Annotated in this window: 9 protein-coding genes; 7 read left to right on the top strand and 2 right to left on the bottom strand. The window is 44.5% G+C overall.

Going from position 1 to position 13,490, the window contains the following annotated elements; translation table 11 throughout:
• Positions 1-88: 88 nt before the first annotated feature.
• Together narL and ACYTXU_RS05595 are read right to left on the bottom strand one after the other, a co-directional pair.
• Positions 89-733 (bottom strand): two-component system response regulator NarL, encoded by a 645-nt coding sequence (narL, locus tag ACYTXU_RS05600; protein WP_462209003.1) that lies wholly within the window; start codon positions 731-733, stop codon positions 89-91.
• On the bottom strand, positions 730-2,484 hold the full coding sequence (locus ACYTXU_RS05595; RefSeq protein WP_462209001.1) for a histidine kinase: 1,755 nt from the start codon (positions 2,482-2,484) through the stop codon (positions 730-732). Before ACYTXU_RS05595 ends, narL begins: the two co-directional genes overlap by 4 nt.
• Positions 2,485-2,798: 314 nt before the next feature.
• On the opposite strand from ACYTXU_RS05595, the gene ACYTXU_RS05590 reads away from it, so the two are divergent.
• From ACYTXU_RS05590 to ACYTXU_RS05560, 7 genes are all read left to right on the top strand, one after another.
• Positions 2,799-4,046 carry an MFS transporter gene (locus ACYTXU_RS05590; RefSeq protein WP_462209000.1) on the top strand — a complete coding sequence of 416 codons (1,248 nt, stop codon included), beginning with the start codon at positions 2,799-2,801 and terminating at the stop codon, positions 4,044-4,046.
• A gap of 96 nt (positions 4,047-4,142) precedes the next feature.
• Positions 4,143-5,756 (top strand): MFS transporter, encoded by a 1,614-nt coding sequence (locus ACYTXU_RS05585; RefSeq protein ID WP_462208998.1) that lies wholly within the window; start codon positions 4,143-4,145, stop codon positions 5,754-5,756.
• A gap of 83 nt (positions 5,757-5,839) precedes the next feature.
• Entirely contained in the window at positions 5,840-9,592 is a 3,753-nt protein-coding gene (locus ACYTXU_RS05580) for a nitrate reductase subunit alpha (RefSeq protein ID WP_462208996.1), read from the top strand.
• 9 nt (positions 9,593-9,601) lie between these two features.
• Positions 9,602-11,158 carry a nitrate reductase subunit beta gene (gene narH / locus ACYTXU_RS05575; protein WP_462208994.1) on the top strand — a complete coding sequence of 519 codons (1,557 nt, stop codon included), beginning with the start codon at positions 9,602-9,604 and terminating at the stop codon, positions 11,156-11,158.
• Positions 11,155-11,886 carry a nitrate reductase molybdenum cofactor assembly chaperone gene (gene narJ, locus ACYTXU_RS05570; RefSeq protein ID WP_462208993.1) on the top strand — a complete coding sequence of 244 codons (732 nt, stop codon included), beginning with the start codon at positions 11,155-11,157 and terminating at the stop codon, positions 11,884-11,886. Before narH ends, narJ begins: the two co-directional genes overlap by 4 nt.
• A 16-nt stretch (positions 11,887-11,902) precedes the next feature.
• On the top strand, positions 11,903-12,580 hold the full coding sequence (gene narI, locus ACYTXU_RS05565) for a respiratory nitrate reductase subunit gamma (protein ID WP_462208991.1): 678 nt from the start codon (positions 11,903-11,905) through the stop codon (positions 12,578-12,580).
• 79 nt (positions 12,581-12,659) lie between these two features.
• The gene (locus tag ACYTXU_RS05560; protein WP_462208989.1) at positions 12,660-13,481 is read left to right on the top strand and encodes a peptidylprolyl isomerase; all 822 of its coding nucleotides are present in this window, start codon (positions 12,660-12,662) and stop codon (positions 13,479-13,481) included.
• The last annotated feature ends 9 nt before the right edge of the window (positions 13,482-13,490 follow it).

Raw genomic sequence — 13,490 nt, 5'->3', positions numbered from 1 at the left:
TGGGTTAACGTTAGTGTAACCCATCAAAGCTGTGGAGTGATGGGGCAGGTAGGTCAGCCCAATTGATTCTCCGTAAACGCAGCTCCTGTCAAAACAATTTATTCTCCACCGCGAACAACGCCGCTTCGATACGAGAGCGGAGGTTAATTTTTTTCAGCAGATGCTTAACATGCACTTTAACAGTACTTTCTGCAATATCCAGTTTTCGAGCAATTACCTTGTTGCTATCGCCTTGCGAAATATAGCGCAAAATTTGCGATTCCCGATTGGTTAATGCTTCAAGAAGCTCTTCCTTTTCCGCTTTAGGACGAAGTGACTTTGCCAGAATCTGAGTGAGTGGGGCGCTTATCACCAGCTCACCCTGCATGGATTTATTAATATAGTCAATCAGCTCTTCAGGTTCTGAATCTTTGAGAATGTAGCCGTCAACGCCAGCCTTAAGAGCCTGCAAAACATCAGCTTCGGCGTCGGATACCGTAAACATAATAATTTTGGCTTTAACGCCTGTCTGCTTAATGGCCTTTAAAGTTTCAACACCATTCAACCCTTTCATATTCAGATCCAGCATGATCAGATCGGGATCTAATTCAAGTGCTCGCTTTACAGCATCTTCACCGTTGTTGGCTTCAGCAACCACCTCCAGGTTATCCTCCAGATCAATCAGTTGAACAACGCCTTTGCGCAGCAACGGGTGATCATCAACCAGCATGATGGAAATATTATTCTGTTTCATCGTATCCCTTCTATAGTGTTAGTTTGTGGCTCTAAAGTCATCTCAACGATGGTGCCTTGGGCTTGCGCTTTGCGAATATCAATATTGGCACTCAACGACGCAGCGCGTTCATTCATGATGGATAAACCATAGTGGGTGCCTTCGGGCATTTCATTGGGGATGCCAATACCATTATCAACAACTTCGACATGCACCTTTCCATCTTGGATAAATAATTTGACCCAGGCCTTAGTCGCCTGCGAATGCCGTTGAACATTGGATAATGCTTCGCGCACTATCTGTAGTACATGAATTTGTTGATTGGAGGTTAAGGTTTGATTCGTTATCGAATAATCAAGCTCTACCTCATAACCACACTTGGTACTAAATTCAGCAACGGTACCTTTGAGTGCGCTTTCTAAAGAGGGCTCTTCAATTTGCAGACGGAAAGTTGTCAGCAACTCTCTCAATTGCCGGTAAGCATTGTTTAAACCATCTTTAAGGTCATCAATGGTGGTTTCGATTGTCTGTCGCTCAAGATTTTTATCCAGCTGCCTGCTGAGCAATGACGTTTGAAGCTTTAAAAAGGACAGTGATTGTGCAAGAGAGTCATGCAGCTCTCTTGCAATGACTGCACGCTCCTCCATCAATAGCAGTAGATTTTCCTGTGCTCGTTTTTGGTCGAGACTGATTGCAACAGCTATGTTGTCAGCAATAGCTTGCAGCAAGTTATGAACCCATTGTTCCGGCTCTTCTTTATTCGAGAAATACTGCAGAGAACCATAGTCCTTGTCTTGTTTATTAATGCTAAAAGAGTGTCTGACGCTATTTGATATTTGACAGCCATTACAATGAACCTGGTCGCAGTTTTTCGGTAGGTCATGCTGACTGATAGGAATCCTTTGATGAGTATTTTCCATCTTTTTATCAAGGCATAAAATTACCTGTCCATCACCTATCGTTTGTTCTACCTGAACTAATAAGTTTTCAAAATCACGTCTGCTATTGGCTCTGACCAGGTTATGTGAAGTTTGGTACAGCAATTCCAGTGACTTATTGCTTCGTTCCAGCTTAGTGGTTTTTTCTAAAACTTTTTCTTCAAGATGGTTATGGATGATTTGTAATCGCTTTGACATTTCATTAAAGGTAGAACCCAGCAGACCAATCTCATCATTAGAAGTGTCGCTAACCCTGACATTGAAGTTTCCTTTGGATGCTTCTTTAGCTGCTGCTACCAGATTGTTCATCGGTTGAACAATGCTGCGATTAATACGGTAAAGGGCGATAAAGGCTGTCAACAATGTTAAGAAGAGGGCGCTACCTTGAATCATTCTGAGAATACGAATCTTACGCTCAGATTCACTTTGCAAAACAGATACTAAACGGTCAATAGTACCGACAAAGCTATCGATCAATCCGTAGTTATTTTTAAATACAGCTGGATTGCTGTTGACCTGCTGTTTAATGCCAAGCCACTGCTGTTCCAACAGTTTGTGAATTTCAATAATCCTGTTGTTTTCGCCATTTGCAATTAAACCATGACTTAACAATATGCTAAGTCTGCGTTCAAATTCACGGATCTCGTCAGTGGCTGAACTTGCATTCAAAATATCTAAGTTATTTTGCTCGGCTGTCAGTGCTCTGGACAAGCGAATCGATTGCATTCGAAGCGACCCGGCAACATTGATCTGTGCAGCATCACCGTCAAGGCTTTCCGAAACAAACATAGAACTAATTAAGCTGGCTAAAGCAAGGGCGACAATGATAGCCATGACCAAACCTGCTCTAGTGACTAGGGAGGTGTAATTGACTGCGCTGTCTTTAACGGTGTTTTTGAGCAATGGTTAAGCCTTTCGTTGAGTAGTACTACTAAAGAACCTAAGGGTCGAAACTTTGTTGCCTGGCACGAACAAGAAACAAGCTTTCACATAATTATCAATAACTTACATTTATCTCGCCTGTACCACTTAGGTGGTAGTTTTGAAATATAGTAATTGTTAGCGGGAATGGCTTATTGATCTCGATCAAATAGATGGTCAAAGAGGGGGAGTATCTTCAGCTTGAGATAAAGATGAGGAGGCTCTCAATGCTAACGCACAAACAAAAACAATATTCTGTTTTGTCCATGAGTACGGTCGCATTCGCATTTAACTTTGCAGTGTGGACCATGTTCTCGATTATCGGCATCAAGATTAAGCAAGAGCTTGGGCTAAGTGACACCGAGTTCGGTATTCTGGTCGCCACACCAATTTTGACAGGCTCCCTTACGCGATTGCCGTTGGGCATTTTAACCGATCGCTACGGCGGGCGTATCGTCTTTTTTATTCAAATGTTGTTAGTTGCTGGCGCTACTTATGGCCTGGCATTTGCCCATGAATATTGGCAATACCTGGTGGCAGGATTATTTGTCGGTTTAGCTGGTGGCTCATTTGCAATTGGTATTGCCTATACCTCTGCCTGGTTCGAAAAAGACAAGCAGGGTACGGCAATGGGCATCTTCGGTGCCGGTAATGCTGGTGCCGCTATCACCAACTTAGTTGCGCCAATGATTGTGGTTGCAGCGGGATGGCAAATGGTACCCAAGGTGTATTCAATTGCGATGCTGGTGATGGCTATCATTTTCTGGTTTTTCACCTTTAACGATCCAAAGCAAGTCGAACGAGCCAGAACCGGGCAACACATTTCACTTAAGGATCAGTTAGCGCCACTGAAAGAACTTCGTGTTTGGCGTTTTGGCCTCTACTACTATTTTGTGTTTGGTGGTTTTGTCGCTTTGGCTTTATGGCTACCAAAATACTATGTCGGTGAATATGGTTTAGATCTTAAAACCGCATCCTTTATTACCATGCTATTCACTTTACCATCCGGAGTGATTCGTGCTGCGGGCGGTTATGCTTCCGATAAGGTTGGAGCACGTAAAGTTAACTGGTGGGTGTTCTGGATTTCAATTGCCTGTCTGTTCTTCCTTTCTTATCCCCAAACAACATTACTGGTTAAAGGTATCGAAGGGGATTTTAGTTTCGATATTGGTTTAAACATTTGGCTTTTCACAGCATTAGTTTTTGTGGTCGGTATTGCACAGGGTTTCGGTAAAGCCAGTGTATATCGAATCATTCATGACTATTACCCCAACAATATGGGTTCAGTGGGCGGCATGGTCGGCGTTATCGGCGGCCTGGGTGGCTTCACTTTACCTATCTTTTTCGGTCTTTTATCAGACTATACCAACGTTCGTAGTTCTTGCTTCATGCTGCTGTTCATTCTGGTTGCTATCTGCATGGTCTGGATGAACTACGCGATTGTTCAACAGAAAAAAGAAAGCGAAATACTGTAATGCGAATTACTGCAAAGCAAACCACCGAAAAAAGTATGCCTTGGCAACAAGGCATAGGTTGATAACGAATTTAACGAGTACTAATTGGAGAGAACAATGGCTGACTTAAAAAAATGGGATGTAGAAGATCCTAAGTTTTGGGAGTCCGAAGGTAAGAAGGTTGCTAACCGAAACCTTTGGATTTCAATCCCAAGTCTACTGTGCGGTTTTGCAGTCTGGCTATATTGGGGAATTATCACGGTTCAAATGTTGAACCTTGGCTTCCCTTTTGAAAAGTCAGAGTTATTCACTCTGATGGCTATTTCTGGCTTAACGGGCGCGACTTTACGCATCCCCAGTAGCTTCTTTATCCGCCTGTGCGGTGGTCGTAATACTATCTTCTTTACCACTGCATTATTGATGATTCCAGCAGTAGGAACCGGTATTGCGCTACAGGATAAAGACACGCCACTGTGGATGTTCCAGCTACTGGCTTTGTTATCAGGCTTGGGTGGCGGTAACTTTGCTTCCTCAATGTCTAACATCAGCTTTTTCTTCCCGAAAAAACAGCAAGGTTTAGCCTTGGGTTTAAATGCTGGACTGGGCAACTTTGGTGTCACCTCAATGCAAATTCTGGTTCCTCTCTTTATGACCTTCGGAGCATTTGGAGCCATGGGCGGCGATCCAATGACCTTAGTCAGTTCAAGCGGAACTCTGATTGGCAAAATTGAAGCGGGCTCAGAAACCTGGATTCAAAATGCCGGCTTTGTGTGGCTATTATTGCTTGTGCCACTGGCCTTTGCTGGCTGGTTCGGTATGAACAACATTAAGACGCAAGAAGTATCACCGGACATCGGTAATCCTATGTCGGCTTTTGGCAAAATCACTTTCATGTTACTGATTGGTTTTATAACAGCAACCGCCGGTTTATGGTTGATGCTACCTGAAAGCGCTAATGGTTCTGGTTTTGGTGTTCCTAAAGAAATTGTTCTGGTATTGGTTATTGCTGCGACGGTGTTTTTACTCAAAGCATTACCGGGGCAGATCCGCACCAGTCTTAACCGCCAATACAAAATTTTCAATAATAAACATACCTGGGTGATGAGTGTTATTTACACCATGACTTTTGGTTCCTTCATTGGTTTTGCAGCAGCATTTCCACTGGCTATTAAAGTTATCTTTGGTTACAGCCATATCATGGTCGATGGTGTCATGACCCACGATACGATTAATACTAACGGCCCTAGTGCATTAATGTATGCCTGGATGGGACCTTTCATTGGTGCTTTGATTCGTCCAGTAGGTGGTTGGATTTCTGACAAAGTGGGGGGCGCCTTAGTCACTCAAATTTGTTCGCTGATCATGGTCGCCAGTGCACTTGGCGTGGCCTATTACATGAAAGCAGCCTATGGTTCTGCCAGCCCTGAAGAGTTCTTTATTCCGTTCTTTATTCTGTTCCTAATCCTGTTTGCAGCAACAGGTATTGGTAATGGTTCAACCTTCCGTACCATCGCTATGGTATTTCCGAAAGAGCAGGCTGGCCCAGTGCTTGGCTGGACCTCTGCGGTTGCAGCTTACGGTGCTTTCTATATTCCTAAAGTCTTCGGTGAGCAGATTCAAGCCACCACACCAGAATATGCACTGATTGGTTTTGCCATATTTTATGCAGTCTGCTTATTCATTAACTGGTGGTTTTACCTGAGAAAAAGCGGTGAGTTTTATAACCCTTAATTGGTAGTGAAGAATTTAATTATGACCATTTTAACTATGACAAATTATATGACTTTAAATAACAGATCAGATGGGAGAGTAATATGAGTCAATTCCTTGATCGCTTACAGTTTTTCAAGAAAAAACAGAGCGAGTTTTCCAATGGTCACGGCGAAGTGACCAACGAAAGCCGCGCTTGGGAAAACAGCTATCGACAACGTTGGCAGCATGACAAAATTGTTCGCTCAACGCATGGCGTTAACTGCACCGGTTCATGCAGCTGGAAAATTTATGTGAAGAATGGCTTGGTGACCTGGGAAACTCAGCAAACTGATTACCCTAGAACGCGCCCTGATCTTCCTAATCACGAACCTCGCGGTTGCCCGCGTGGTGCCAGCTATTCCTGGTACCTTTACAGCGCCAACCGCCTTAAGTATCCCAAGGTTCGTAAACCGTTATTGAAACTCTGGCGTGAAGCACGATTGACGAGATCTCCTGTTGAAGCCTGGCGGTCAATTGTTGAAGATCCTGAAAAAGCCAACAGCTATAAAACAAAACGCGGACTGGGTGGTTTCATTCGTTCAAGCTGGGACGAAGTTAATGAAATTATCGCCGCTTCTAATGTTTATACGGCAAAACAATATGGTCCTGACCGTATCGTTGGCTTCTCACCCATTCCAGCAATGTCGATGGTCTCTTACGCTGCAGGCTCGCGTTACTTATCTTTGATTGGTGGCGTCTGTATGAGCTTCTATGATTGGTACTGTGACCTTCCTCCAGCATCGCCAATGACCTGGGGTGAGCAAACTGACGTACCTGAATCTGCTGACTGGTATAACTCCAACTATATCATTGCATGGGGCTCTAACGTGCCACAAACACGGACACCGGATGCGCACTTCTTTACAGAGGTTCGCTACAAAGGTGCCAAGACAGTTTCTATTACTCCTGACTATGCAGAAGTGTCCAAGCTAACCGATGAATGGCTCAATCCGAAGCAGGGTACTGACGCTGCTTTAGGCATGGCATTTGGTCATGTCATCTTGAAAGAATTCCACTTGGAAAACCCAAGCGAATACTTTATTGATTATGTTCGTCGCTACACTGACATGCCAATGCTGGTTGTACTAGACGATTATGAAAAGGGTGGCTACACAGCAGGTAAATTCCTGCGCGCATCTGATCTGGTTGACAGTTTAGGCCAGGACAACAATCCTGAATGGAAAACCATTGCTTATGATGAGAACACCGATGAATTGGTTTCTCCGCTCGGCTCTATCGGTTATCGCTGGGGCGAGAAGGGCAAATGGAACATTCAAGATAAAGAAGGTAAGGAAGGTAAAAACGTCAAGCTTCAATTATCGCTGATTGGCAATGATGTTGCGTCGGTGTCTTTCCCTCATTTTGCTTCTGATAAAACCAATCAACACTGGGTCTCTTGCGAACATAACGATGTTCTCAACCGTAACGTACCTTGCAAAACCATTACCCTGGCCGATGGCAGAACCGTTAAAGTTGCCACTGTCTATGACTTGATGATTGCCAACTATGGTATCGACCGTGGGTTAGGTGGCGAAAACGTTGCTTCCAGTTTTGACGATGACATTCCATTTACTCCGGCGTGGCAAGAAAAAATTACCGGCGTTAAGCGCGACAAAGTGATTCGTATTGCGCGTGAGTTTGCTGACACGGCTCATAAAACAAAAGGCAAGGCCATGATTATTGTCGGTGCGGCAATGAATCACTGGTATCACATGGATATGAACTATCGTGGCTTGATTAACATGCTGATGATGTGTGGCTGCGTTGGTCAATCAGGCGGTGGCTGGGCGCACTATGTAGGTCAGGAAAAACTACGCCCACAAACAGGCTGGTTGCCGCTGGCCTTTGGTCTCGACTGGAGTCGTCCACCACGTCAAATGAACTCAACGTCGTTCTTCTATAACCACAGTTCGCAATGGCGTCATGAAAAAGTCAGCATCCACGAAGTTTTATCGCCATTGGCTGATAAGTCTCAATACCCTGAACATATGTTGGACTACAACATTAAAGCTGAGCGTATGGGCTGGTTGCCATCTGCACCGCAACTGGATCGTAATCCATTGCAGATCACCCGTGATGCGGAAGCTGCGGGCATGGATCCAAAAGACTATGTGGTACAAGAGTTGAAAAATGGCAACTTGCGTTTTGCCAGCGAAGCTCCTGATGATCCTAAAAACTTCCCACGCAATCTGTTTGTATGGCGTTCCAATCTATTAGGTTCTTCGGGCAAAGGCCATGAGTACATGCTCAACTATTTATTAGGCACTAAAAACGGCTTAATGAATGAAGACCTGGGAACTCGTGGTGGCTTTAAACCTGAAGAGGCCGACTGGGTTGAAGAGGGTCCTAAAGGAAAACTGGATCTTGTGGTCACTCTTGATTTCAGAATGTCATCGACCTGTCTCTATTCAGACATCGTTTTGCCAACCGCTTGTTGGTATGAAAAAGACGATTTGAATACTTCAGATATGCACCCCTTTATTCATCCATTATCAACAGCAGTTGACCCAGCCTGGGAAGCTCGCTCTGATTGGGATATTTACAAAGGCATTGCTAAGAAGTTCTCTGAAGTCGCCGAAGGCGAGCTTGGCATCGAAAAAGATTTGGTCACAGTACCGATTCTGCACGATACCGCAGGCGAGTTGGCTCAGTCTGATGTTAAAGACTGGAAGAAGGGCGAGTGCGAACTTATCCCCGGCAAAACAGCGCCGAATATGATGGTGGTTGAACGTGATTATCCAAACGTCTACAAGAAGTTTACATCGCTAGGACCCTTGCTCGAAAAACTTGGCAATGGCGGTAAAGGTATTGGCTGGAACACTGATGAAGAAGTTGAGTTCCTGCGTCAATTAAACCACACCGTTCTTGACGAAGGTGTCAGCGAAGGTCAGCCGCAAATCGAAACTGCGATTGATGCTGCTGAAGTGGTGCTATCTCTAGCTCCAGAAACAAACGGTAATGTTGCGGTTAAAGCCTGGGCGGCGTTAGGCGAGTTCACTGGTCTGGACCATACTCATTTAGCATTGCCAAAACACGAAGAGAAAATTCGCTTCCGTGATATCCAGGCACAGCCACGTAAGATTATTTCGTCACCAACCTGGTCAGGACTGGAAGATGAGCATGTCAGTTATAACGCTGGCTACACCAATGTCCATGAGTTTATTCCATGGAGAACCATCACCGGTCGTCAACAGTTCTATCAGGATCATATCTGGATGCAGGCTTTTGGTGAGCAAATGGTTTCGTATCGTCCACCTATCAATACTAAAACCATTGAATACGTGAAAGACAAGAAGCCAAATGGCAATAAAGAGATTGTTCTTAACTGGATTACACCACACCAAAAGTGGGGCATTCACAGTACTTACTCTGACAACCTGCTGATGCTGACTTTGTCTCGTGGCGGTCCAATCATCTGGTTGAGCGAGCTTGATGCAACCGAAGCTGGAATTGAAGACAACGATTGGGTTGAAGTGTTCAATGCCAATGGTGCCATTGCTTGTCGTGCCGTGGTTAGCCAAAGGGTCAAACAAGGCATGGTGATGATGTACCACGCTCAGGAGCGCATCGTGAATGTGCCTGGTTCTGAAATGACCGGCACACGCGGTGGCCACCACAACTCAGTAACTCGTGTTGTCTTAAAGCCAACTCACATGATTGGTGGTTATGCACAACAATCCTATGGCTTCAACTATTACGGCACTGTCGGTTGTAACCGTGATGAGTTTGTTGTCGTTAGAAAAATGGACAAGGTTGACTGGCTCGATGGGCCGGACGGCGATGTTCATCCTCAACCACTACCTGATGAAGTATAGGAGCCAGTAATGAAAATTCGTGCACAAGTGGGTATGGTCCTTAATCTTGATAAGTGTATTGGTTGCCATACCTGTTCGATAACCTGTAAAAATGTTTGGACTTCTCGCGAAGGGATGGAGTATGCCTGGTTTAACAATGTTGAAACCAAGCCGGGCATTGGCTATCCGAAAGAGTGGGAAAACCAGGACAAATGGAATGGCGGTTGGGTGCGTAAAGCCAACGGCAGCATCCGCCCTAAAATTGGTGGCAAGTTCCGAATTTTAGCTAATATATTTGCTAATCCTGATTTACCGGAAATTGATGACTACTACGAGCCATTTGATTTCGATTATCAACATTTGCATACCGCTAAAGAGTCTGAGCATCAGCCAACAGCAAGGCCACGCTCGCTAATTTCCGGCAAGCGAATGGAGAAAATTGAATGGGGACCAAACTGGGAAGAAATTCTTGGTACTGAGTTTGAAAAACGCAGTAAAGATAAAAATTTCGATAACATCCAGAAAGAAATTTACGGCCAATATGAAAATACATTCATGATGTATTTGCCACGTCTGTGTGAGCACTGCCTGAATCCGACTTGTGTCGCTTCCTGTCCTTCTGGCGCTATCTATAAGCGTGAAGAAGACGGCATTGTTCTGATAGACCAGGAAAAATGTCGCGGCTGGAGGATGTGTATCAGCGGCTGTCCCTATAAGAAAATTTACTACAACTGGAAGACCGGCAAATCAGAAAAATGTATTTTCTGTTACCCACGGATTGAAGCAGGCATGCCAACGGTATGTTCGGAAACCTGTGTCGGCCGCATCCGTTATCTGGGTGTCCTGCTGTATGACGCGGATAAGATTGAAGAAGTTGCATCAACCGCTTCTGAAACTGATCTCTATCAAAAGCAGCTGGAAATATTCCTTGACCCGAATGATCCAGAAGTCATCAAGCAAGCGCGTAAAGATGGTGTCGCTGATTCTGTGATTAAAGCTGCGCAGGCATCGCCAGTTTACAAAATGGCGGTTGAGTGGAAATTGGCGCTGCCATTACACCCAGAATACAGAACCTTGCCTATGGTTTGGTATGTACCATCCTTGAGCCCCATTCAGTCTGCTGCCGAAGCGGGTCATATTGGTTATGTCGGTAAATCGGGTGTGATTCCTGATGTGGAATCTTTGCGTATCCCGGTTAAATATCTGGCTAACTTGTTAACAGCAGGTGATGAAAAGCCAGTGATTCTTGCCCTTAAACGTCTCTTGGCTATGCGTGCATACAAGCGTTCGCAACAGGTAGAAGGTGTTGAGGATCTGGATGTACTGGAAGATGTTTCTCTTACCAAAAAACAGGTTGAAGAAATGTATCGCTATCTGGCCATTGCTAACTACGAAGATCGCTTCGTGATTCCAACTGGCCACCGCGAGTTAAATATTCCAGAGGCCTACGAAGAGCGTAATGGTTGTGGCTTTAGTTTTGGCAACGGCTGTAGTTCCGGTAATAACGACGTCAACATGTTTGGTGCTAAGAAAATCACCCAGCGTGACATCATTAAAACCGTACAAATCTGGGAGAATGACCAATGAAGATTCTAAAAGTTATATCTCGCTTATTGGACTACCCAACCCAAAGCTTACTGGATAACTCGGATGCACTGGTTGAGGCGACCGCTTCAACCAGGCATCTGCCACCCGAAGTACGCGAAAGAATCGTTGCTTTAATTGAACAGCAAAGAGCTAGCGACATCTATGATTTACAAGCCAACTACGATGGTTTGTTCGAACGTGGACGTTATGTCTCGCTTTTGATTTTCGAGCATGTTCATGGCGAATCACGCGATCGCGGTCAGGCCATGGTCGATCTTTTGGAAATGTATAAATCCAAAGGCTTTGAGCTCGACTCTCGTCAAATGCCTGATTACATCCCTTTGTTCCTGGAGTTCTTATCAGAACAAGAAGAACTCTATGCACGCGAATGGCTGGCTGACGTTGCTCACATTTTTGCTCTACTTGAAGAACGACTTGAAAAGCGCGAATCAGCGTTTTCAATTTTGTTCAGAAGTTTACTGATCATTTCTGGCGCACAAGTGGATCGCAAAGAAATTCAGGAAACGGTAGCCAAAGAGCAACCCGAGGACACTTTAGAAGCGATTGATAAAGAGTGGGAAGACAAGGAGATTCGTTTTGATGATCCGATTGATGGACAGTCGTGCCCATCTAATCGTCCGGCACCACAATTGAGCGCCAATAAAGAAGTGCCGATCAATTGGCATGAAGCCTCAGTTAAGAACAAATCAGACTCAATACAACGTTAGGTCCAGGAGTATAGTTATGTCAAATTTCAACACGTTACTTTTTGGGATCTATCCTTACATTGCATTAGCTATATGCATTGTAGGCTGCTGGATCCGTTTCGATCGCGAGCCGTACACCTGGAAGGCACATTCCAGCCAAATGCTCAGCAATAAAGGGATGCGGATAGCCAGTATTTTCTTCCATGTTGGTGTGATCTTTATTCTGCTGGGGCATTTTGTCGGTTTGCTTCTGCCCGAAGCCATTTATCACTATTTCATCAGTACCGCGGATAAACAACTTCTGGCAATGGTTTCCGGTGGCTTCTTTGGCATTATCTGCCTGATTGGTTTGGTTATGTTAATTCACCGTCGCTTAACCAATGACCGGGTTAGAGCGAATAGCAGTAAGTCTGACATTTTCATTCTGTTCCTGTTATTGGTTCAGTTGCTCTTAGGGCTGCTAACCATTGCTGTTTCAAGCCAACATATGGATGGCTCAGTAATGGTACAACTGGCGAACTGGGCACAATCCATCGTTACCTTCCAGGGTTTCGAAGCAGCGGCTTACATTGCTAACGTTCATATCATCTACAAACTGCATGTGTTTGTCGGCATGACCATGATCCTGGTATTTCCGTTCACGCGTCTGGTTCATATTATCAGCATGCCCATCTGGTACTTTGGACGAAAATATCAGGTCGTTAGACAGCGATAAACAGTGGAGCAGGGGAGTTACATCTCCTGCTTACAAACAGCAAACGGTTACGTTAAAAGTTATTCGGTAGGAGATTTATATGTCAACAGCGGCAACTTACAAACCCACCAAGAAGGATCAACAGACTCCTTTCGAGATACCAGTCATCTCAGTCAATGGTGAGGTTATTGATGAAAAGCTTTTGTCTGAAGAGCTTCAGTACCATCCTGCCAATGATGCTGAATCAGCGATTCAAAAAGCAGGTCAGGCTTTAGTCATTCGCCAACTGCTTAAGCAGCAGATAAAAGATCGCGCGAAAAAGATAGACAATGAAGAGCAGGCTTTTGAAGATTTGATTGAGAATAATATTAATTTTAAGCAAGTGTCTGATGAAGACTGCCAGCGATATTATGAGCAGAACAAACCTAAGTTTATGACCGCGCCCATTATGGAAGTCAGTCATATTTTACTGGCTGTTGCTCCTGATGATATCGAGGGACGTATTCAGAAGAAAACATTGGCTGAAAAGTTAATTAATAAGCTTCTCGAAAACAGTTCACTATTCACTGACATGGTGATTGAGTATTCGGAATGTCCTTCTAATAAAACCAGCGGCTCGCTCGGGCAAATCAGCAAAGGGCAAACCGTTCCTGAGTTCGAACGTCAATTATTCCCGCTTGATGAAGGCATCTATGACAAACCGATTGAAAGCCGCTATGGCTACCATATCGTGTTTATCAACAAAAAGATTGCTGGTAAACAGCTTGAGTATTCTATGGTCAGCGAAAAGATTCATGATTACCTGAATCTACGTCGTCATCGCCAGGCGGTCAGCGATTATCTGTATCAGCTGGTAGAAGACTCTACAATTGAAGGCTTGGAACTAAAGCTCGAACAAGACAACATTTTCTTTGGTCAATAACAGAAGAAG

The sequence above is a fragment of the Kangiella sp. M94 genome (assembly GCF_054926195.1).
The sequence above is the reverse complement of the archived record's forward strand: the minus strand, read 5'-3'. Positions and strand labels throughout refer to the sequence as shown.